We start from the raw sequence: 23,167 nt of genomic DNA on the forward strand, positions 1-23,167 counted from the left end.
GTCATTACCTGGCGACATGCGCCGATCCCCAAGCAGGCTCGTGCGCCCCTAACTGCATAATGCGAACCTGTTTTTTCTGGCCATTCACCAGATAAAACAACCGATGCTCTTGGCTTAAACGCGTATGCACATGGGAAAATCCTTCGTGCAAGCTGTTTGGATAGAAGAATTTGTAATTGGGATAAGGATCCTGCTTGCTTCCAGGATAAGCTCGGGCAGCGTCACTGGGGCTGATATTGCTTTCAACTGCCGTTTTGAATTCAGCATATTTAGCCCTGGAACCCGCACCAAGTTTACCCGGCGGCAGGTAGTCGTGATTCTGGAACTCCTCAATCAATGTCCAGTTTGCTGGCGGCTCGGGCGGCGCGGCACTAGCCCCGGCCTTGCCTGATTTGCCACCGTGCTTTCTGCCGCCAAAGGTCGCGTATTCCTTTTCCACGATTCTGACCGGCGGTTCGTCGGCCAATTTCACGAGATAGGGACGAGGCCTCAGGCTTTGCGCAATAGCCTGTCGGACAGCAAGGGCCCCTGCGGCAGCAGACGCAATGCCAAGCCCCAAACTTACCCAGCCAAGTATCGCCCCGACCTGGGACTGTGGCGCCAGTTCATTGGCCAACTCACTGCCTATGGCAGCCGCTCCGGAAGCGATGCCCAACCCCATGCCCAACAGGGCCAGTGGCGAGGCTGCACCCAACGTAACGATACTGGCGACTATCCCGACAAAACCCAGCGCAATCCCTGCAATTGCCTGCCAGGAGATATGGCCCGTGGGGTCAACTCGATTGACCGGATCGCCCAGGCAATAGGCGTAGGCATTCAGTCCACCCGCGCCAAACGGGCTCATGCTGTCAGGTCCGGTGAAACGCATCAGGGTCGGGCTGTAGGCGCGGTAGCCGTTGCCCAGCAAATACAGACCTGTAACGGTATCCAGTTGCTCGCCATTGAAGGCCGCCAGACTGAACTGCCCGCCGTCAGCCGGGCGATGCCCGTAGGGGCAATAAGCGCTGTCGTCCCATTGCTCGTCATGCAACCGGGTCAGCACGCTTTGCTGTTGATCCGTGCCGAAGATCCGGCTACCCGCATCCGCACCGAGTTGCTGCTGGCCCAATATAAACCCGCCGTCACGCACCACACTGAGCGCGTCATTACCGCAAATTTCGCTACTCACGCTGGCGTTGTGATAGTAGCGCTGCACATCCAGCTTTCGCGGTTGCGACAACTCAACGATTCGATCAAAACCGTCGTAGTGATAGCCACGCACCACCTCCCCTCGCTCATTGGTCAACCGGATAAGACGTCCAAACGCGTCATACGCCAGGGTGCGCGCGTGGTCGTCCTTGATCATCCGGCCGTCGGCGTCGTACTCCAGCGTAACCGGCGCCGGATAATCGGCATGTGAGTGGGTTACCCCAACGAGCTGTGCAGGATCGATTTCGCTGTAACTGAAGGTCGTTACGTTAACGCCTTGGGGAAAAGTGGTTTCCAGGGTGAGGATGTTGTCCAGCGCGTCGAAGGTAAAGGTTTGCCGGATGATCTCTTTGCCGTAAGGATCTCGGGGTCGCTGGCTGCCGTCGCAGTTGTACTGAGTGAGGCGGCCGCGCACGTCGTAAGCGAATCGTTCATCGCGCAGCACGAAAGCGCCGCGCTTCAGGACTTTCTGCGACAGCTTGCCAACCACGGTGTAGGTGGAGGTCAGCGTCTGGGTGACCAAACCATTGGCCTCAAAGCTTCGAGTGGCCTCGCGCCCGAGGTCATCGTAGGTCAGGCGCGTCGTCAAGAGCTTGCTGGAGGAGGTATCGCGAGTTTCAATGCGTTCCAGCAAAGCGGTTTTCTTGTCATAGAAAAAATCAGCCTGCACCGCCCCCTGCTTGAACGAGACTCTGCGTCCCCACGTGTCGTATTCGGTCTTGTGCTTTACGCCCAGCACGTCCACGTACGTCAGGGGACGACCGGCGAAAGTATAGGTATGGGAGACGGTCTGGCGCAGATCGCCAAATTGCGTGGTTTGCGATTTGAGGCGCCCGGAGGGAAAGTACTCAAAATGACTCTCGCGGCCCTGTTCTATGCAGCTTTGGGGTTTCCCGCTGAGGACATCGTAGGTGAATCGAGTGGTCAACCCATCGTCTTCGGCCTCGGTCAGTTCGTGACCCTCAATGAGCGATCCGCGAGCGATGACAGCCTTGCGTTCAGTCAATAAACCACCCAAGGCCGGCTCATGAACGAACTCGGTCCGCTGGCCTGAGGCGTCGGTGTGCGATTTGGGCAGACTGCGGCCGGCCTCGTAACTGGCGAACGACTTGCGCCCTCCCACGGACATCCCGGTCACACGGTTCAAACCATCGAACGCCTGCTGCCCCAGCTGCACGCCCGCCACTTTGATTTCCACCGGCAACTCATCGGTGCTGTGGGCTGCAAACGTGGTTTCAACTGCATGTCCGTCTGGCAAAACAGTGCGCACCAGGCGGTCGAACACGTCGTATTCGAAAGAGGTCTTGTTGCCGGCCGGATCGGTCTGGCTGAGGGTTCGGCCCAACCCGTCATAGGTATAAACGGTTTTACCCAGGCTTTGCTCTTTTAGATCGAATACCTCGACGCTGTCTGGCTTGCCGAAAGCATTGACGACAGTGACCGTTTTGCCCATGCCCTGCTGCCAGCTCTTCTGCTTGCGGCTGACGGGATCAAATTCACTGTGTTCGATTCGCCCGTCGCCATGGCGGGTCTCTTTGGTCTGGCCCCAATCGTCGTAGAAAAACTCCGATTTGACCTCGCGCGCAACGCCATCCCACCAGTCGCTGTGCTCCACCGTCACGGGTCGTCCAGTGTTGTCATGGACGCAGGTGTAAACAGTGCGCATAGGGCAGTCGCCCTGCGGGTCCGGGTTATCGCAGTCCTTTTCCTGAATTTTGACGATGCGCCCCAGTGCATCGTAAGTGGCCTCTTGCATGCCCCCGGACGAGTCATGGGTGATCAGTGTCGCCGGCTCGCGGCCCTTGGCAGTTTCATAGCGCCACTGGGTGAAGGAGGCGTAAGCAGTGCCGGGCGCCAGTGTCTTGCGTATCCGCCGGCCAAGCTTGTCGTATTCATACTCGATGACTGCGTCGTCGGCATCGCGCTCGGACACCGTCAACCCACTCAAAGTCGAAAGCTTTTGTTCGCTGGAACTGGTGGTGCCGTCAAACCCGTGAACGGTTTTCTTCAACGACAGTGTGGTCTCTTCAAGCTCATACGAATATTCGATGCGGGTCGTTGTGGCATTGCGCGTAACACTCTGCTGTTGCAACACGCCGTGCAGAGTCGGGTCCTTGGGCGAGCTCAAATAGGTGAGGTCAACCTTTGAACGCAGAATCTCGACACCGTCAACCAACTCCAGAAAACTCTCCTGAACGGGCAGGACACTGGCCAGCGTCGAGCCTTCAAGGGCGGGGTGCAAAGCATAGCGATAGCGGGTAATGGTCGAGGCGCCACCGCCTGCCGCTGGCACCACGGTTTTCTGCTTGAGAAAACGGATAAACCCCAGAGGGTCTTTTGGGCAACCTTCTGAATCGCTGGCCGGGTAGTACTCGAACTGCGTACTCACGCCGCTGGCGTCAACCTGACTGAGCAGATTGCCGGCGGCATCGAACTCGGTGGTGGTGGTTTCCGTGCGTTTCTGCCCGGTTACGCTGTTCGCGTAACCTCGGGTCTGAGACTTGGGCATGCGAAATTGCGCCGGCTGCTCAGTGAAAGGCTTGCCGACTTCACAGTGATAATCGGTAGTAACCGAAGCCACCGACTCACCACATGTGGTCACTTCAGAGACCAACAGATGAAACTTGTTGTAGGTGCGCTTGGTGTGGGTATGAGTCTTCGCCCCCACAATCAAACTTTCCACGCAACTGTACTCATAGCTCTTGGGCGCACGGTACAGAGGGTCACCGTCATCGGCCGGGTCGGACGGCACGCCATGCCCCAGATAATTCCAGTCCGAATACGTGTAGGTCTTGCTAACCTTCGGCTGCCCTTGCTTGACGAAAACTTCATGGGCAATCACGTAGGGCAGGCTTTGCGTCGCCCCTGAGGCAGGAAGCAGGTGTCCGACCCTTTTGTAGCGAATGTTTTCCACGGCACCGAGTGGCGATTCCACGCGTTTCAGGTACCTGATGCCATCAATCTCTTCGTACTGCAGATCCCAACCTCTGCCAACCGGTAAACCGATTGCTGTGACGTGGTCGTTCTTGAGCGTCATCGTGAATTCAGCGCTAGATGGCGTGTCGGGATACTGGGTCAACGTCAGCCGGCCAGCAGTACGGCTGACTTTAAGCAATGTCCTTTTTGCATCGCTGATTTCCACAAGCATGGGTTGCTCGTTGAACGTCGCGTATTTCAAGGAAATGCTCGTTCCGTTCGCGGCGATGACCCGCGTGGGCACGGCAACATGGGTGGCGCCGTAAACCTCAAGCTCTTCGCGCCGGCCATCCTTGTAACGAACTTCATAACGCCCGACAGCCACTTTCAGTACCTTGGCGCTCTCAAGTTTCATTTCCTTGAATTGCAGAGCATCGCCTGTTTCAACGGCCTTATAGCGCTCTCCGCCGTTGAGCGTCATGACTTTGCTACGCAAATCATAACGACTGGTGGGCAGCGACCATCCGGTGCCATAACCGGCGTTGTGAGTGTTGAGTGGGTTGAAGCTCAAGGCAAGATTGAATGAAGGGCCGTTGAGGTCCCCGGAACGAATAACCCCAAGTGTCAGGGCGCAGGTGTAAATGCCTGTACGGGGATCAACACCACCGGCAACAAAACCTCCAAAATTGAATGCATTCGAATGCACTGAATCCTGAGTTTTAGTACTCATGAATAACATCCTGTAAGTTGCAGAAACGAATAGACACGCAAGAGTTCCGACTGCTGCACCGAAAACACCATGATTAGTGAAACTCTTGAAAACCCTACATCAACCAAGCGAGTACGAGCGGTTCGCAATATCAGGATTGATCCGAACACTGTGCGCGGTACCGTATTCATCCAATACCAGCAACTCCAGCGTTTCCTTATTCTCTGGCTTGCGAGGATGTTCTTCCGTTACATGACTGAGGATCGATATTATTCCGGGATCCTGCTCCATGGTTCGAAGGCCGGTTGGCGTGCGCGTCACCACCTGCGCACCATAAATCGGCGCTATATAGCCGGTATAACTTCTCGGGCCGACCGAGACGTTTATGGCATTGCCAGAGGAGAAGAACTCGACCGCATAGTCCGCGTCATATTTCACTTGCAGGCTGGACCAATCGAGCAGGTTGATTTGTCGACCTTCTGCATATAAAGCAAGACTATATTGTTCGAACTTTTCAAAAAGACTGGGCGTAGCCCTGACCCTGTTTTTTTTGAGAGTGAAACTGGTACGTGGATAACGTTTAGGCGCAATCGCTTCAAGCGTCACACTGCTGTCGTAACCATTGCGCCCGTTGCTCCGATACTTCTTTCCATCCAGGGTCAGTTCAGCGGCAATCTGGAGTGCGCCAGGACGGCTGCAAGTGACCCAAAACTCGAAAACCTGAACACTGTCCTCTGGCGCGGAAATCCGATTGCTGGCAGCAGGCACCAATGGCGTCACGCGCGGGGCGCCACCCGCCATGTCGTGTGCGTAGCGGTTTTCCTGTAAATCGACATGCCAATCGCCGCTCAGCGGCGCAGAGGTGTCATAGCTGATCAGCTTGAGCGTCTCCAGTGCCGGATGGCCGTGCAGCGAGACTTCTTCGGCCTGCGAGTTTTCTCCCGCCACCAGCACCAGCACACGAACTTGCATACGGCCATTGGCATACAGTGTTTTATGGCGAACGGCAGAAGAGTAAAACTTCACTTCAAGGCGCTGGATACTCAGACTTTCTTCAAACATATAAATTTCTTCCTGAAAGGCAAATTGAAAACATGCTCCTGGGTGATGACGCTGGAGTATTGACACACACACGCCAGACAAAAAGAAGTCATGCTTTATATCCGTATGTAATGTCGCAAAAAGAAACACCCGACAGTGCAAACCAGGAGACTTACATTCACCTAATATCGCCCCCTGCAATCAAGTAACCACAACCATTCAGAAAACGATCAAATCCTGCAATAAAAAACCTTTCCCACATATTAAAAAGCCCACCTTCATACCGTTGTTCGAGAACGAGGCAGAGAGTGGGCCAAACTGATATTGGCTACAACTGAAAGAAGGCGTTACTGGATTAACAACTACCAGGCAATGTCGTCAGTCACTCGACGATTCAATCCCGGTATCAGGAGAGTCGAAAACTTCAACAACGTCATTCGCCACAGGCTCTCGCACCCTGATTACAATCTGCCTGTCCATACTGGCGTCCTGAACATATTGACCTATACGCATCAATGCGACGTCGCCGAGTGGATTGTCAATCAGGTTGATATCCAGATTTTGTGTATCAGGAAGTTCGAAAAACTCCTCTCTGATATTGACGATATTATTGTCGTGCACATCAAGCACCCTCAAGCTTGCCAGTTGCTCTACCCCGGAAGGAATCTGCGTCAGCCCGGCATCACTCAGGTACAACTCGCCCAATTGGTGCATAAATCCCACATGTGGCGCGACACCCAACGGATTTTCGTCAAGCCTCAACAGAGTCAGTGTCTCGATTCTTGATAGCCCCTCGGCATCGAAGTCAGACAGTTGCAGTGAGCAATCCTGCAAGACCAGATGGCGCAGGTCGCGCATCTGAAAAATGCCTGGAGCGAACGTCTCCATACGCACCCTTTGGAGGATCAGGTAGCGCAGATTGGGAAAGCTGTCGAGCAATTTGCCGAGCTTGACGCTCGGGTTGCGTGCCTCCAGCACCAACTCTGTCACATGTTCGAATCTTGCGGATGTGTGCGGCAACTCACCGGCGAAGTCGATGAACGAAGAAAAACTTTCGCCTTGAGCGTCATGGGGTGTTATCAATTTTTTCTGCCAGAGAGCTTGCAGATTTTTACTGAAGCCCTGTCGCAACTGTAGTTGATGGGCAAGTGCCGCAGGGCTCCATACCTCCCCATCAGTGTGATGTGGAGGGACCATCGCGCTCCAGGCGCTTAACTCCTGGCGCAACATTGCGAACTCTTTTTCCAAACGAATCAAAACCCCGGACGGATCGCTGTGCAGATGCTCATTGATAAATCGCGCAACATCCTCGTCAGAGAGCTCCGGATACAGATCACGAACGCGTTTTTCAACAAACCTGCCCGACTCGGGATTTTCATCGGCTCCGCCCCGCAGATACCCCGCCTGCCGGTATTGCGCAGTTACAGCTTCGATGGCCAATGGCAACGGTTCCAGTCCCAGCACTTCGCTCACGGTCTGCCGCGATGGTAACGGCTGGGCACGAACCCATTGCTGCAATGTCGGGCCAGCGGCTTCAGGCATGCCCAGCGCCTTGCGCTGCGCGGGCAGCAACAACAAGCAGACTGCCGAATACAGATCATGCAGCGCCTGGGTTGATTGGCCATCGGCGCGTTGCACCAAATACCCTGCGTCCTGTCGAATCAGCACGTGACGAACCGGCGACCGGCCATCACCGATCGCGCTCAAGACCTCCCCGTCCAGCACGCCCTGACGCATCTCGATTCGAATCTGTCGCGGCCAATCTGCGAGACCGCCGATCATATAAAGCGCCAAGCGGTCACTGTCCAAATTGGACACCGCATTCAAGTAAAGCCCTTCGCCAGCCCTGGCCAGGCGAGCCTCTCGCAGGGCCACCAACGTCTCTGTCGCCACTCGCGGTGGTAGGCCCGGCTGATTGTGCATATGCAGACGCTCGGCGGCAGTTGTATTGCGCCATATCGCCTCGGCCACTGCTTTAGGCAAATCAGGAAAAATTCGTCGCATCTGCAAGGTATTTTCATCACAGTCGACTTCGAATGCCCGCTCATGCGCCTTAAAGACTGCGGCGCGATCCTCTTTTGGCCAGCGCGCCATTTTCTGATCGAGGCTGAATCGCCTGAGGGTGTCCTGGAGCAGTGCGGGGGGATGAACGTCAGCGTCGGTATGGCGCGCCAGCGTTCCATCAACGCCACTCACTGCGAGGATGCGTGCAAGCGTGATGTCGGAGAATTCGTCGATGGCATACCCCATACGGTGAAACAGGTCCGCCATGTGCTCATGCGCGGAGTTGCTGCTCTCGACCGGATACCAGAGTTTGCCCTCGCTATCCGGTTTGAGTAGCGGGCCGGACGGCTCGCGCTCTCGGGTGACGGTGGCGCGGAACAGACCACTGTCGGCGTCCTTGACCACTTGCACATAATGCTCTTCATCTACAGCGACATATTGGCGTTGCTTGAGCACCCGAATGCCTTGCTCATTGGCCTCGCCCATGTTTCTCGAAACGGGTATCCAGTAGTTCGACAAGGCGCTGATCGCGACAACCCCACCAGGGTGACTGATCGGGATGGCGGGCGGCATCAGGTTCGGGATAACGCTGATGACTTCCACCGATTCTGCCGTGTGCGGTCGGGAGGAAGGCTGCAGCGGATCCGGTTGACGAAGCACCGAAGACGACGGGAGATTACCCCCTACCGGCCGATGAAAGCCGTCAGTGTTTATATCGGGGATTTTGTTTGGCGCAGGTTTGATTTTTGGTGGTTTGCCAGCCATGAATTCTCATCCTTGAGATGTGTGGTTGCGCAGACTTCGCATGAATGCGGAGCCCGCGCATGACATATAGACAATCACGCAGTATTGCGAATATTGACGAGTGACCCGACCAGCTTACCGGCCTGTTCAATAAGAAGCGGTATATATCTTTACCACAATGTCATGGATACAAATTTTGAACGGCCAACCTTACCCGCGCTCCAGACCAAAAGTGCGGGCGACAAAGTCCGTGCGAATCGCCAGTTTATGTTCCGTACCGTGTTGATCGATGGCGCGAAAGTGGAATACATCGCCTTTTTTGTAGGCGCGATCCAAACTCGAATATTCAGACAGTGCCTGCACCACCGTGAGTTCTCCATCGCGGTCATTGACCCTAACGGAATAAAACTTCTTATCTCGCGTAATTGCATCAGCGGAAAACGTGAACGCAATAGGGTCACCGTTGAATGGCAATCCGATGTTCAAGCTGCGCTCCTTTGGACGAGCCAGAACGCCTGTCAGAAAATTAGTCACATATTCATTGAGCTTATTGGCCATGGCGAACATAGGATCGGTATCGGCGGGGACATCGGCAATCCAGTCGACAAGCTTGATCTGCTGTCCTTGTGGATACAAGCCGAGGTAATAGTTCCAGATTCGATTGCCTGGCTCTTCATTGCCGCGACGGGTCGCCTGCCAGCGGAACTGGTCAATGGCGTAGGCCAATGGTTGTTGTGCTTCCAGGGTTACGCTGCTGTCGTGGACACTGGCCAGCGTCGTCCCGTTGGTACGAATCGTCTGCCCGGCCAGGGTCAGGCGTGCGGCAATCTGGGTCGTGCCGGCAACCGAGCAGGAGACCCAGAAAGTACGGACTTGCGGATGGAGTATGTCCTCGTCTGTCTCTTCGTCGGGAATCGAGGTGGTCACGGCCGAAGGTTGCGCTTCAAGGGTATAGGGCCCTTGCTCGATACTGGCGGACCAGCCATCCCGTAACGTCCTGCCCGTACCATAATGAATAAGTTCGATGCTATTCATTACGTCAGCCGGTACATGCACCGTATTTCCGTTGATATCAGCGGCGGCAACAAGCACTTGCACTTTAACTTGCATACGACCATTACCGAACAGCGACTTGCTTCGAGTAACCTCGCCGGCATCAAATTTGACTTTGAAACTGATGATAGAGTCAGCGACTCCCAAATGACTTTGCTGGCTTTGTGTTACTTCCATGTTTTCACTCATAATGCAGATCCTTTGACATTGTATTTAATTGGCAGATAGACCTTGAGCAAGCTATCGACCAAAGAAATAACACGACCATCAAAATAACAGCAAAGCGAAAAATGTAAGAAGCCTATATACACGTGCACAAAACGCTGACCATCGACTCAGCGCAAGTTACTGACTGCGAGGACTATCAATGCTCGTCGTTATAGACAAACTTTGGCATTTCCCAATGAAAACGAATTGCCAACAGACGTAACAGGAATCCGCCGAATAAAGTTATCAGGATCGCCTGTTCGCTCGGAAGATTCAGAAACAGGCAGAACATGTAACACCATGCCGCCGCAAAAGAGACGCTGGCGTAAAGTTCGCGCCGGAAGATCAGCGGGATGTCGTTACAGAAGATATCGCGCAGGATGCCGCCGAATACCCCGGTGATCACGCCGCTGACCGAAGCCACCAACATGCCGTGGCCCATCTCCAGCGCGGTCATGCAGCCGATCAGGGTGAAGGCCACCAGACCGACAGCATCGAGCACCAGAAACAGCGAGCGCAGGTGGCGCATCCAGCGTGCGGTGAACACCGTGAACATCGCGGCGAGCGAGGTCAGCACCAGATATTCCGGATGTTTGACCCACGTCAGCGGGTAATGCCCGAGCAGCACATCACGCACCGAACCACCGCCCAACGCCGTGACACAGGCGATCAGCACCACACCAAACCAGTCCATGCCACGACGACCGGCAGACAGTGCGCCGGTCATGGCTTCAGCGGTGATGGCGACGAGGTAGAGCATTAGCAACATGGTGGCGATCCTTGCAGGAAGGCGCGCAGTCTACTCACTTCGCCATGGCACCAAAAGAGGGCAGCAGCGCAGTCCACCGATGTCAGAACTTGATGAAATGCTCGCGGTAGTGCTGCAGCTCGGCGATCGACTCGCGGATGTCGTCGAGCGCCAGGTGCGTGCCGCCCTTCTTGAAGCTGTCGCGTACGTCCGGCGCCCAGCGGGCCGCCAGTTCCTTGAGCGTCGAGACGTCGAGGTTGCGATAGTGGAAGTAGCTCTCCAGCGCCTTCATATGGGTATAAAGGAAGCGACGATCCTGGCAGATGCTGTTGCCGCAAATCGGAGACTTGCCCTTCGGCACCCACTTTTCGAGGAAGGCGATGGTTTCGGCTTCGGCTTCGGCCATGCTGACGCGGCTTTCGCGTACGCGCTGGGTCAGGCCGGAGTTGCCGTGGGTGCGGGTGTTCCACTCGTCCATGCGCGAGAGGACTTCGTCGCTATGGTGGATGGCGATGACCGGGCCTTCGGCCAGGGTGTTGAGGTCGCTGTCAGTGACGATAGTGGCCATTTCGATGATGACGTCGTTTTCCGGATCCAGACCGGTCATTTCCAGGTCGATCCAGATCAAGTTCTGCGGGTTCTGCATATTCGGGCTCCTAGGCAATGCTGCGCAGTTTAGCTTAGGCCGGTGGCCGGGCGTGCTAAACTCGCGGCCGTTTTACCTAATCGCTGCATTCTTCAGACGGAACACCCATGGCCAAACGCCAACTCAATCGACGTCAAAACTGGCGCATCGAAAAAATTCAGGGCGAGCGCGCCGCACGCGCCGCCAAACGCGAGTCCTCGGCTGTCGAGGCACTTGAAGGTGGCGACCTGGGCCCGGAACAGACCGGCCTGGTGATCGCGCACTTCGGTGTGCAGGTCGAAGTCGAGGCCAAGGACGGCGAACTCGCCGGCCAGGTGTTCCGTTGCCACCTACGCGCCAACCTGCCGGCGCTGGTGACCGGCGACACCGTCGTCTGGCGTGCCGGCAACCAAGGCATCGGTGTGATCGTCGCGCAATTGCCGCGCACCACCGAGTTGTGCCGCCCGGACAGCCGTGGCCAGCTCAAACCGGTCGCCGCCAACGTTGACATGATCGTCATCGTTTTCGCCCCGCTGCCCGAGCCACATGCCAACCTGATCGACCGCTATCTGGTCGCGGCCGAACACGCCGGCATCCGTCCGCTGTTGCTGCTGAACAAATTCGACCTGATCGACGAGCAGAACGCCCCGGCGCTGAACGCGCTGTTGGCGGTTTACCGCACGCTCGGCTATCCGGTGCTGGAAGTTTCCGCGCACCACGGCAACGGCATGGAACAACTGCAACAGCAGCTCGATGGGCGCATCAGCGTCTTCGTCGGCCAGTCCGGCGTCGGCAAGTCGTCGCTGGTCAACAGCCTGCTGCCAGAGGTTGAAACCCGCGTCGGGCCGCTGTCCGAACTCTCCGGCCAGGGCACGCACACGACGACCACCGCGCGTCTGTTCCACTTCCCCGGCGGTGGTGAACTGATCGACTCCCCGGGCATCCGCGAATTCGGCCTCGGCCACGTCAGCCGCGCCGACGTTGAAGCCGGCTTCATCGAGTTCAACGACCTGCTCGGCACCTGCCGCTTCCGCGATTGCAAGCACGATCGCGAACCGGGTTGCGCACTGCTCAAGGCATTGGAAGATGGCCGCGTGCAGCAGCAACGGATGAACAGCTATCGCTCGATCATCGCCAGTCTGCCTGAAAGCGGCTATTAAACAGCCAACCCGGCAGCGCCTGTCTCGGGTGCTGCCGGTTGTCGGATCCGCCCTTACAAATCCCCTGTTTTTTAAACATCAGAATTTTCTGTAAGGCCTGCACACGCCTGTTTGCAGGACATTTCTCTTTTGCCGCGCACATCTTGTAGGCATCTCCCAGATGCCTACATTCAGTTCCTCGTCCGCACTTTCGCGACCTCCGAGGAACCCCATGCAAACCTACCATTTGTTCATCAGTCATTCGTGGAACTACTCCCATGCCCACGACAATCTGGTACGCCTGCTCGGCGCTCAGGCGGATTTCACTTTCAAGAATTTTTCCGTACCGCCGCACAACCCGATCATGGGCGCGCAAACCGACAAGCAACTTGAACTGGCCATCGAAGACAAGATCCGGCCCTGCTCGGCAGTGCTGATCATGGCCGGGATGTATTCGACCTACAGCAAGTGGATCAACAAGGAGATCGAGATCGCCAAGCGGATGGGCAAGGTGATCATCGCGATCAAACCTTTTGGCGCCGAGCGAATTTCCACCGTGGTGCGTAACGCTGCACAGGCCGAATGCGCGTGGAACACCAACAGCATTGTCAGCGCGATTCGTCTGCATACGGCGGTGTAATCATGCGCAAGGGACTGTTTATCGGGATCAACGACTACAAACATATTCCGCGCTTGAGCGGGTGCAGCAATGACGCCATGGCCATGGCGTCCGTACTGAAAACCGACGCCAATGGCGACCCCAACTTCAAGAACGTGGTGCTGACATCCGCCGAGGATCACTTGAGCAGGGAGAAACTCGAAGATCAGATTCGCGAACTGTTTTCCGGCGACTGTAACGTCGCGCTGCTGTACTTCGCCGGGCATGGCGGCTTCGACAATGACAATGATGAAGGCATGCTGTTGCCGCAGAACTACCGAAACGCCAAGGACGGCATCCGCATCAGCGACATCCTCAACTGGGCAACCAAAGCCACCAGGATCAAGAACAAGGTGATCATCCTCGACTGCTGCCAAAGCGGCGCGGCCGGCGAGGCGCGCGCGCTGCGCAGTGAAAGCAGCGTGGTCGGCGAAGGCATGACCATCCTGACCGCGTGCAAAAAGGAAGAGTCGGCCATGGAAGGCGCGCAACACGGTGTGTTCACCGGGCTGCTGTTGCAGGCGTTACATGGCGGCGCAGCCAACATCCTCGGCAAGATCACTCCCGGCAGCCTCTATTCCTTCGTCGACAATGCGCTCGACGCCTGGGAACAGCGCCCGGTGTTCAAGACCAACGTGTCGCAATTCATTTCCCTGCGTGAAGTCTCGCCGCTGATCCCCAAGGAAATCCTGCGCAAACTCCCCGAATGGTTTACCGAAGCCGAGTCGGTTTTCCCGCTCGATCCCAGCTACGAACCCACCGAAGCCACTTTCAATCCGGACCACGGCGAAGTCTTCGCCCAATTGCAAAAGTGCAACCGCCACAGCCTGATCGAACCGATGGACGCCGAGCATATGTATTACGCGGCCATCCACTCGACCGGCTGCCGCCTCACCGCCCTCGGCGCCTATTACCGCGAACTCGCCCTCAAAGGACATTTCTGATGCCAGTCTTCATCAGCTACCGCCACATGGATCGCGCCTACGCGATGGCCATCAACAGCCGCCTGATCGGGGCCAACATCAAGACCTACCTTGACGTGCTGGACCTGGAATCGCAGACCACCGATGACATCACAGGGGTCATTACGCGCAACATCACCGAATGCACGCACTTGCTCGCGGTGGTTTCGGAAAAAACCGCGCTGTCGTGGTGGGTGCCGTTTGAAATCGGCGAAGCGACCATCAGCAACCGGCGGATCTGTTCCTTCAGGACCGGGCCAGCGGAGTTGCCGCTGTATCTGGACAAATGGCCGAAGCTGAGCACGGAAAGTGATCTGGATTTCTTTATTGATGCGTATCGTGAGGAGGTGTCGAACAAGCGGTCGATGTCACTGGAGTCGATAAGTGAATCCGTGAAGGGCAACTACAAACGCGATGCCGACATGTTCCACGAACAATTGAAGAACCGGATTCGGCGCGGATTCTGAAAACGCATCGCCTTCGAAAGCCCTCACCATGGCCCTCTCCCAGAGGGAGAGGGGACTGACAGAGGTGGATGTTCGAGTTACGCCGACGTGAAGGACCGAGTCGAACTCAGGTTTCGTGCAGCGTGAAGATCGAAAGAACACAACAACATTCAGGACGAGACAACAGACGCAAAAAAGCCGCGATCATCGCGGCTTTTTCGCATCCGCCCGCCCTACTTCGGCTCAGGCTTCTTGAACGCATAGAGATGCTGACGCACGATCCCGCCCGGCAATTCCTTGCCGAACACGCCATAACGCACTGGCCATTCTTTCGGCGGTAGCTTGAAGGTGCCGAACAGCATGTCCACCAGAGGCGTGTGAATCGCGTAGTTTTTGTAGATGTAGTCTTTGTGCCGGGCGTGGTGCCAGTGGTGGTAGCGCGGCAGGACGATCAGGTAATTCAGCCAGCCGCCGTTGATCCGCACATTGGCGTGGGCCAGCACCGCTTGAACTCCGACCAGAATCACGTAAGCGTTCAACGCTTGCGGCGCGAAGCCCAGCAGCATCAGCGGCACCAGGACGCCGGTGCGGGTCAGCAGGATTTCGATGAAGTGCACGCGCGAGCCTGCGAGCCAGTCCATGTGGGTGCTGGAGTGATGCACCGCATGGATGCGCCACAGCCATGGCACCACATGGTAGAGCCGATGCAACCAGTATTGACCAAGATCCGCGACCAGCACGGCGAGCAGGAATTGCACCACCAGCGGCAGGCTTTGCACGCTGGTCTGCAAGCTCGGCGACATCGCCCATCCGGCGATGTAACTCGACGAGGCGGTGATAAAAATCAGGATGAACTGCACCAGCATGTGGCTGACAAAAAAGTAGGTCAGATCGGTGCGCCAGTTCGGACGCAGGATGTTTTGCTCAGGGTCTTTGGAATAAAGTTTTTCCAGCGGAATGAACACGATGGCCGACACCAGCAGCGCCAGGACAAACCAGTCCAGACCGAGTGAGTACGGCGTCTGCCCGATCTCGCTGACCTGCACATTGGTGCCACCGAGAAACACCGCCAGCCCCGACGCAACCAGCCCGGTAATCCCCAATCGTTTACGTTTGTTGAGCAGGATATTCAGGGTGCCGAGGCTGAACGACACCACCAGCCCGAGCAACAGCGTGGTGCGCGCGAATTGCTCATCGTAGACCTTGCGCAATTCGGCTGTGGTCAGCCATTCGGGAAACAGGAAGCAGAACACCGCCAGCAAGCTCAATAGCCCGAGGGTGGCCGAAATATAGCCACTGACCCTCCCCTCACCGAACTTGAAGGGTGCGCTGCCGTGCCGCTGAAAATAGGCTTTGAGTCTTTCCATAACTGATCTTCCGTGATTGCGAAAACTGCGACTGCTCATTGCGACGCAGGCAGAAACAAAAAAGCCACGGTTAACGTGGCTTTTTGTCGATCACTTCGGCGCGGTGGCCGGTGGCGTTGTCGGCGCCGCACTCCCCGGCTCAGCCGGTTTGGGCGCGGCGTCGTCGAACAGGTTCAACCGTTCGCGCAGCTCGTGCGCGGGCACCGGTTGCTGATCCGCTGGCAAGGCGTTCGGGTCGACCGGGGTTGCCGGCGCGGCATCGTTCTGACCTTGTTCGGCCGGCTTCGCAGCGTCGGGGCCTTGCGCACCTTCGATGGCCGCCTGAGCCTTTTTGGTCAGCACCACGATGTCGATGCGACGGTTGATCGGGTTGAACGGTTTTTCCTTGTCGAACAACGCCGACGAGGCGTAACCGACCACCCGCGCCACTTGCGTGTCTGGATAACTGCCCGCAATCAGCGCACGCCGTGCAGCGTTGGCTCGGTTGGCTGAAAGCTCCCAGTTGCCGTAGTCGCCGCTGCCGATATAAGGCTTGGCGTCGGTGTGGCCGCTGATGCTGATCTTGTTCGGCACCGCTTTGATGGTGTCGGCCATGGCCAGCAGGATGTCTTCGAAATAAGGTTTCAGGCGCGCGGAACCCGAGTCGAACATCGGCCGGTTCTCGGCGTCCATGATCTGGATGCGCAAGCCGTTCGGCGTGATCTCGAAGAGGATCTGATCCTTGAATTTCTGCAGTTGCGGGTTCTCGTCGACCTTGTTCTGCAGTTCTTGCAGCAACAGTTCCAGGCGTTCTTTCTCGACCATTTCGGCCATGCCTTCGACTTGTTCGGTGTCGACGGTGACCTTGTCCGGTTGCGGCTGGGACTTCACCTCGGGGTTGAGGGTGTTTTCCGGCGCCAGCGTCGGCGTACCGCCCAGATCGATGATGTACGGCGTGCCGCTTTCGGAGAAGCCGACCGGGTCCTTGAAGTAACCGGCGATAGCAATCTTCTGCTCCGGGGTTGCGGTAGACAGCAGCCACAACACCAGGAAGAACGCCATCATCGCCGTCGCGAAGTCGGCGAAGGCGATTTTCCACGCCCCGCCGTGATGCCCGCCGGCTATGCGCTTGACGCGCTTGATGATAATCGGCTGATTATTTTCCATGACTTAGCGACCGCGAACCGCTTGTTCCAGCTCGGCAAAGCTTGGACGGTGGGCCGGGTACAGAACCTTGCGACCGAACTCGACCGCCAGCGATGGCGGCATGCCGGACGCAGAAGCCACCAGCGAGGCCTTGATGGCTTCGTAAACGTTCAGTTCTTCCTTGGCATCGTGGGCCAGGGAATGCGCCAACGGACCAAAGAAACCGTACGCCGCCAGAATACCGAAGAAGGTACCCACCAGTGCCGCACCGACGTGCAGGCCGATGGATTTCTGATCGCCGTCACCCAGGGAGGCCATGGTCACCACGATACCGAGTACCGCCGCAACGATACCGAAACCCGGCATGGCGTCGGCAATGCCGTTCACCGCGTGCGATGGGTGTTCAAGGTCTTCCTTCAGGCTGTACAACTCCATGTCGAACAGGCCTTCCAGTTCGTGCGGAGCCATGTTGCCGGAGGACATGATGCGCAGGTAGTCGCAGATAAACGCGGTCATGCGTTCATCTTTAAGCACCGCCGGGTACTTGGCGAAGATCGGGCTCGCGGCGGCATCTTCGATGTCGCCCTCGATGGCCATCATGCCTTCGCGGCGGCTCTTGTTGAGGATCTCGTAGATCAGCCCCAGCACTTCCAGATAGAACGTGTGGGTGAAACGCGAACTGAACATGCTCAGGGATTTCTTGAGCACGTGCATCGTCATATAGCTGGGGTTGGCCTGGAGGAAAGCGCCCAGTGCTGCACCGCCGATGATCAACACCTCGAAAGGCTGGATCAGGGCCGCGATCTTGCCGTGGGAAAGCACGTATCCGCCGAGCACGCTCGCGAATACGACGATGATGCCGATAATTTTAGCCATAGGTAGAAAGTACTTATTTAAGTCGGGTTCAAGGTCATATTCGGAAGTTAAAAAATCTCTTCTTCTACTTATCGGCAAAACTGCGCCAGACTATAGCCAGTTCAGGCGAAAAGCCAATTTAGCCCATGCCGGGCGCGTCTACAGTCAGTGAAGATCTTGTCCAGACATGGCTAATGAAACGAACGTCCCACACGCAAAACCGACCACCCTCGACGGCTGGGTCAAGCTGCTCGACAGCGTCCCCCTGCCCGTACCGCAAGAGGCGCACGACAAGGTCTGCCGCGCGATCCGCGACAATCGCAGCTCGCTTCGTGACATTGCCGACCTGATGCAGGACAGCCCGGCGCTGGCCTTGAGCATCATCCGTGAGGCCAATCGTCACACCCACGGCAACATGGCCACGCCGGCAGAAAATCTGGAAGTGGCGATCAATCGCCTCGGCCTCGCCCGCACCGAAGAATTGCTCTCGCGCCTGCCCGCCGTTGCGCAGATGCAGATCCCCAAGGCCCTGCGCCAACTGCAAATGATCAGCCAGCACGCCACGCAACAGGCCAACGGTTTTTTTGCCAGTCGCCTGGCGCGGCTGTGGCAGGACATTCATTGGGGCAGTCTCCTGTTCCTCTCGCCGCTGTGGCCGCTGGCGCTGACTTATCCGCAATTGCTTGAAGAGTGGGAGCTGCGCGTTATCCACAAGGGCGAATCGGCGCGCACTGTCGAGAAGCAATTGTTTGGCGTGCGCCTGCTGAAAATCGCTGAAGCGTTGGTCGCTGTCTGGCATCTGCCGATCTGGGTGCAACAGGGCTACAGATTGTTGCTCAGCGAGCAACGCGAACTGGTCAAAGTGCTGCGCATCGCCCGCGACAGCGAACATCCGCTGCGCCAGCAAAACCGCCTGGACGATGATCCGACTCTGCGCCGCTGGCTCAATCAGCCAGCCAATACCGTGTTGCTGGCCAACGGGCTGGCGCTGTCGGCGCAGCAGGCGTGGGACAGCCCGCACAGTGAGCGCTGGCAGTACCTGACCAGTCTTTATCTGCAGATTTCGATGGACGAGGTGCAACAACAGCTGCACCAGCAAGCCGCCAACAGTGCGCGCCAGCATGCGATGCCTGACCTGTGGCACCCGGCGGTTTCGTTGCTGTGGCCGTGGGGCACGCGTCGCTTGCCTGCTGGCATGCTGCCTGCTGCGGCGCCCAGTTCCGATGATTTGACTCAGTGGCGCCGGCAATGCGCCGAACTGTTGGCCGAGCCGAGTCGCTTCACCAATGCCATGAGCCTGACCGTCGCCGCTCGCGATGCGCTGGTGGCCAGCGGCATGCGGCGGGTGATGATCCTGATGGCTGATCGCACGCAGTCCAATCTGCGCGTAAATCAAACCGTTGGCCTGCCGAAAGAAGCTGCCGCGCTGAATTTTGTTGTCAGCCAGAGCAAAGTCCTGCAACGGTTGCTCGCGCAGCAGGCACAGGTGCGGATCAATCCAGAAAACAACGCGCAATTCTCCGCGCTGTTGCCGCCGGGCCTGCGCACGCTGTTTCGTGGCGAGCATCTGTTCCTGCGTTCACTGGTCAATAACGGCCGGGTGATCATGATCGTCGTTGCCGATCAGGGCGGCGGGCCGTTCGCCGACATCACCGTGCAAGCCTTTGGCAAAACCGCGCAGTGCATCGAAAAAGCCCTGCACAGCTTTAGCAGCCGTGGCCGATGAGGCTGCGCTACAATCCCCCCCTTTGTGCTCTGGAGACCTCACATGTCTGACTTCTCTGGCTTGCCGCTCGTTATCGAACCGAGCGACCTGCTCCCTCGCCTCGATGCCAGCGAACTCATCCTGGTGGACCTGACCAGCCCCGCCCGCTATGCCGAAGGTCATCTGCCCGGCGCACGCTTTGTCGATCCGAAACGCACCCAGCTCGGCCACCCGCCGGCGCCGGGACTGCTGCCGGGGAAAGCCGATCTGGAAGCGCTGTTCGGTGAGCTGGGCCACCGCAAGGACGCGGTCTACGTGGTCTATGACGACGAGGGCGGTGGCTGGGCCGGGCGCTTCATCTGGCTGCTCGATGTGATCGGACACGACAAGTACCACTATATTGATGGCGGTCTGCCGGCCTGGCTGGCGGAAGGTTCGCCGATGTCGATCCAGGTGCCACCCGCTGTCGGTGGCCCGGTCGCACTGACCCTGCATGACGAGCCGACCGCCACTCGCGAATACCTGCAAAGCCGCCTCGGCGCTGCCGATCTGGCGATCTGGGATGCACGCGGGCCGCTGGAGTATTCCGGCGAGAAAGTCCTGGCTGCCAAGGCAGGTCATATTCCCGGCGCGGTCAATTTCGAGTGGACTGCCGGCATGGACAAGGCGCGGCAGTTGCGCATTCGCACTGACATGCCGCAGATCCTCGAAGACCTGGGGATCACCAAGGACAAAGAAATCATTACCCACTGCCAGACCCATCACCGGTCGGGCTTCACCTATCTGGTGGCCAAGTCCCTCGGTTATCCGCGGGTCAAAGGCTACGCCGGTTCCTGGGGCGAATGGGGCAACCACCCTGACACGCCAGTCGAGATTTAAGGTTTTTAAGGACAACTAATGAAAGAGCGTCTGTTTATCCTCAGCCAATACCTGCTGCCTCATCACCTGCTGTCGCGCCTGGCCGGCTGCATTGCCGAATGCCGCGTGCGCTGGTTCAAAAATGCTTTCACCACCTGGTTCGCCAAGCGCTATCAAGTTGATATGTCGCAGGCGCTGGTTGAAGACGTGACCGCTTACGAGCACTTCAACGCCTTCTTCACCCGTGCCCTGAAAGACGGCGCACGGCCGCTGGACGAAACCCCGGGCGCGGTCCTCAGCCCGGCCGACGGTGCGGTCAGCCAACTCGGCCCGATCGAACACGGTCGCGTGTTCCAGGCCAAGGGCCACAGCTTCAGCGTGCTGGAACTGCTCGGCGGTGACGCGGCCAATGCCGCGCCGTTCATGGGCGGTGACTTCGCCACCATTTACCTGTCGCCGAAGGACTACCACCGCGTGCACATGCCGCTGGCCGGCACCCTGCGTGAAATGGTTTATATCCCGGGCCGGATCTTCTCGGTCAACCAGACCACCGCCGAAAACGTCCCGGAGCTGTTCGCCCGCAACGAGCGTGTGGCGTGCATTTTCGACACCGAGCGCGGACCGATGGCTGTCGTGCTGGTCGGCGCAATGATCGTTGCTTCGATCGAAACCGTCTGGGCTGGCCTGGTCACCCCGCCGAAGCGCGAGCTGAAAACCTTCCGCTACGACGAAGCCGCCCGTGCGCCGATTCATCTGGAAAAAGGCGCGGAACTGGGTCGCTTCAAGCTTGGTTCTACCGCGATCGTGCTGTTCGGCCCAGATCAAGTGAAGTGGGCTGAAACACTGGTTGCCGGTTCGCCAGTACAGATGGGCCAGGGTCTGGCACTGCCGAAAGCCTGATGCTTGGTGCTGTGGGAGCCGCCTCGGCTCCCACAGACTGCTGCAATTGCTGCTATGGTTTTTGGCATGAGCCAGACCATTTCCCCCCAGCTACGCGCCACTACCCCGACGCAAACGCGCCTGTCGTTTTGCGAAGCCACTACGCGCGATCTCAAGCGCTGGATCGCCGGCCTGCCCAAGGCCAACATCGGCGAAACGGCCCGTCAGTTGTACCAAGGCATCGGCGAACTCAACCAATTGCTGACCCCCAGCGACAATCGCCTGCAACTGCTCGAGCTGCTGCGGCCCGAGGTGTATTTCGTCTGCCAGCATCTGGAGCGGCACTTTCTGCATCAGGCGATCATGCTCGACGAGCGCTCACGCAAGGTCAGCAACCTGTGTCAGGCACTGCAAAGTCATCTGGCCATCGGCTACAAGCAGATCGTCCTGCGCATCGCGCCGAAATACAGCAAGGACCGTGCGGCATTGCTCAGCCTCGCCCTGCAACGGGCGACCCATGCGCTCAAAGGACAACTGGTGCGCGCGACGCAGTTATACAGTTCGCCGCCGGAGCATCTGTGGTTCGAACTGCATCAGCTGTATCGCACCGCGTGCGCGTTGCAGCTGCAACAACGTCGCGTACACGATGATCTCGCCAGCCTGACAACCGAACTGAGCGTCGAACAGACTTACATCGCCACTTTGTTATTGGGCAGTGCCCGCTGCAATCAACTGCGCCAGAACCAGATCGCGCGGCTCGCGGAAGTCCTGGAGTCGTGGAGTGCGCTGCTCAAGCTCCACCCCGGCAGCCCCGGCGATGGTTTGTTTGCGGTGAGCGCAGAAATCGACGCCGGGCCGCGCTATCGCAATATGTTCCGCAGCGAGCAAAAGGCCGGACTGCTCGGCTTTGATCCTCAGCTATTGGTGAATGCCATCGAAGCGCAACTGCTGCGCCAGGACACCTCGACGCCGTTGCCCGTCCCGGCGGGGCTCAGTTTCGACACCCTGCAACATTTGCACGCGACCTGGGGTCAGGCGGCCGAGCGCAGTTTTCAGCGCACCGTGGGTCAGGGCAGCCTGACCGTCTGCGTCGGCATGAGTGCCCTGCACTTCTTCCTGGGTGGCGAGCGTACGTTCAGCGATCTGCTGAAACATCCTGGCACCCGTGCAGCAAACTTCAGCAGCGTCGTCGCCAAGGGTGAAAAGGACAGTTGGAGCCAGGCGTTCGACGCCGCGCCGCAGAGCAAGGCTGACGAGTTTTTACCCTACGAAGAAATCCAGTACGACCGTCTGCTCGAGGACGAAAGCAGCACCGACAGCACGACGCACTACCCGACTTATGCGTTGCCGGTGATCAATCATAGCCCCGGCGGGTATTGCCTGGGCTGGCCGCAAGAAGCGCCCGCCGAATTACAGGCCGGGGAAATGCTCGGGATTCAGGACAGCGTGAGTCTTGGCTGGAGCATTGCGGTGATTCGCTGGATTCGTCAGGTGCGCGGCAGTGGTACGCAGATGGGCATCGAACTGGTGGCGCCGCATGCCGAGCCGTGCGGCCTGCAACTGGTGCGCTCGCGGGACGATCACAGCCAATACTTACGAGGATTGCTGTTGCCGCAGATCAGCGCGATCGATCTGCCAGCCACGTTACTGGCACCACGCTTGCCGTTTCAGGAAGGCAGCAAAGTGCTGATCAACACCCATGGCGAGGAACACTGCGCCGGGCTGGACCGACGGGTGGCGAGTACGCACAGCTTCAATCAGTTTGCTTATCGCTCGCTGGAGCCTGCGCAAAATGGCGGGAGCGAGGAAGATTTTGATTCTCTCTGGAAGTCGCTTTAGGTATTCGACGATAAATCGGCGGTGCAGCCTTCGCGAGCAGGCTCGCTCGCACAGGAAATTTGTGAACGACACAGATCCAATGTGGGAGCGAGCCCGCTC

17 protein-coding genes are annotated in these 23,167 nt (G+C 57.8%); 8 read left to right on the plus strand and 9 right to left on the minus strand.

The annotated features are described in order from the left end of the window. Positions 1–4: 4 nt before the first annotated feature. The 6 genes from AB4P92_RS12540 to orn form a co-directional block, all read right to left on the minus strand. The gene (locus AB4P92_RS12540) at positions 5–4,834 is read right to left on the minus strand and encodes an RHS repeat domain-containing protein (protein WP_395599455.1); all 4,830 of its coding nucleotides are present in this window, start codon (positions 4,832–4,834) and stop codon (positions 5–7) included. Positions 4,835–4,933: 99 nt separating this feature from the next. Then, positions 4,934–5,875 (minus strand): hypothetical protein, encoded by a 942-nt coding sequence (locus AB4P92_RS12545; protein ID WP_395599456.1) that lies wholly within the window; start codon positions 5,873–5,875, stop codon positions 4,934–4,936. Between the two features lie 357 nt (positions 5,876–6,232). Then, positions 6,233–8,623: a hypothetical protein gene (locus AB4P92_RS12550; RefSeq protein WP_395599457.1), complete on the minus strand. Its 2,391-nt coding sequence runs from the start codon at positions 8,621–8,623 to the stop codon at positions 6,233–6,235. Positions 8,624–8,812: 189 nt separating this feature from the next. Beyond that, positions 8,813–9,844, minus strand: coding sequence for a hypothetical protein (locus tag AB4P92_RS12555; protein ID WP_047299483.1), 1,032 nt, complete (start codon positions 9,842–9,844; stop codon positions 8,813–8,815). A 175-nt stretch (positions 9,845–10,019) separates the two neighbouring features. After that, entirely contained in the window at positions 10,020–10,631 is a 612-nt protein-coding gene (locus AB4P92_RS12560) for a trimeric intracellular cation channel family protein (RefSeq protein ID WP_042557376.1), read from the minus strand. An 82-nt stretch (positions 10,632–10,713) separates the two neighbouring features. Then, complete coding sequence (gene orn, locus AB4P92_RS12565; RefSeq protein WP_042557375.1) at positions 10,714–11,256, minus strand: oligoribonuclease; 543 nt, start codon at positions 11,254–11,256, stop codon at positions 10,714–10,716. A gap of 107 nt (positions 11,257–11,363) precedes the next feature. On the opposite strand from orn, the gene rsgA reads away from it, so the two are divergent. The 4 genes from rsgA to AB4P92_RS12585 all read left to right on the plus strand — a co-directional run bounded on the left by rsgA (position 11,364) and on the right by AB4P92_RS12585 (position 14,461). Next, positions 11,364–12,395, plus strand: a complete 1,032-nt coding sequence (gene rsgA / locus AB4P92_RS12570) for a small ribosomal subunit biogenesis GTPase RsgA (protein ID WP_042557374.1) — start codon at positions 11,364–11,366, stop codon at positions 12,393–12,395. Positions 12,396–12,606: 211 nt separating this feature from the next. Continuing rightward, positions 12,607–13,014 (plus strand): TIR domain-containing protein, encoded by a 408-nt coding sequence (locus AB4P92_RS12575; RefSeq protein WP_150594028.1) that lies wholly within the window; start codon positions 12,607–12,609, stop codon positions 13,012–13,014. 2 nt (positions 13,015–13,016) lie between these two features. Continuing rightward, complete coding sequence (locus AB4P92_RS12580) at positions 13,017–13,976, plus strand: caspase family protein (RefSeq protein WP_042557372.1); 960 nt, start codon at positions 13,017–13,019, stop codon at positions 13,974–13,976. Continuing rightward, entirely contained in the window at positions 13,976–14,461 is a 486-nt protein-coding gene (locus AB4P92_RS12585) for a toll/interleukin-1 receptor domain-containing protein (protein ID WP_395599458.1), read from the plus strand. The genes AB4P92_RS12580 and AB4P92_RS12585 overlap by 1 nt, the downstream gene beginning before the upstream one ends. Before the next feature lie 212 nt (positions 14,462–14,673). Here AB4P92_RS12585 and AB4P92_RS12590 read toward each other — a convergent pair whose 3' ends face one another. From AB4P92_RS12590 to motA, 3 genes are all read right to left on the minus strand, one after another. Beyond that, positions 14,674–15,807 (minus strand): sterol desaturase family protein, encoded by a 1,134-nt coding sequence (locus AB4P92_RS12590; protein WP_395599459.1) that lies wholly within the window; start codon positions 15,805–15,807, stop codon positions 14,674–14,676. Between the two features lie 90 nt (positions 15,808–15,897). Beyond that, positions 15,898–16,953: a flagellar motor protein MotB gene (gene motB / locus AB4P92_RS12595; protein ID WP_261736299.1), complete on the minus strand. Its 1,056-nt coding sequence runs from the start codon at positions 16,951–16,953 to the stop codon at positions 15,898–15,900. Positions 16,954–16,956: 3 nt separating this feature from the next. Beyond that, entirely contained in the window at positions 16,957–17,808 is an 852-nt protein-coding gene (motA, locus tag AB4P92_RS12600; protein ID WP_042557368.1) for a flagellar motor stator protein MotA, read from the minus strand. Positions 17,809–17,974: 166 nt separating this feature from the next. Here motA and AB4P92_RS12605 point away from each other — a divergent pair, with 166 nt between their 5' ends. The 4 genes from AB4P92_RS12605 (at position 17,975) to AB4P92_RS12620 (ending at position 23,068) form a co-directional block, all read left to right on the plus strand. Further along, complete coding sequence (locus tag AB4P92_RS12605) at positions 17,975–19,513, plus strand: HDOD domain-containing protein (protein ID WP_261736298.1); 1,539 nt, start codon at positions 17,975–17,977, stop codon at positions 19,511–19,513. 42 nt (positions 19,514–19,555) lie between these two features. Further along, positions 19,556–20,371 carry a thiosulfate sulfurtransferase gene (rhdA, locus tag AB4P92_RS12610; protein ID WP_042557366.1) on the plus strand — a complete coding sequence of 272 codons (816 nt, stop codon included), beginning with the start codon at positions 19,556–19,558 and terminating at the stop codon, positions 20,369–20,371. Positions 20,372–20,389: 18 nt separating this feature from the next. Beyond that, positions 20,390–21,250, plus strand: a complete 861-nt coding sequence (gene asd / locus AB4P92_RS12615) for an archaetidylserine decarboxylase (RefSeq protein WP_042557365.1) — start codon at positions 20,390–20,392, stop codon at positions 21,248–21,250. Positions 21,251–21,316: 66 nt separating this feature from the next. Beyond that, entirely contained in the window at positions 21,317–23,068 is a 1,752-nt protein-coding gene (locus AB4P92_RS12620) for a molecular chaperone (RefSeq protein ID WP_395599460.1), read from the plus strand. The last annotated feature ends 99 nt before the right edge of the window (positions 23,069–23,167 follow it).

Origin of the sequence: Pseudomonas sp. A0308 (assembly GCF_044218815.1) — a bacterium.
GTDB classification, from domain to species: domain Bacteria; phylum Pseudomonadota; class Gammaproteobacteria; order Pseudomonadales; family Pseudomonadaceae; genus Aquipseudomonas; species Aquipseudomonas iridis.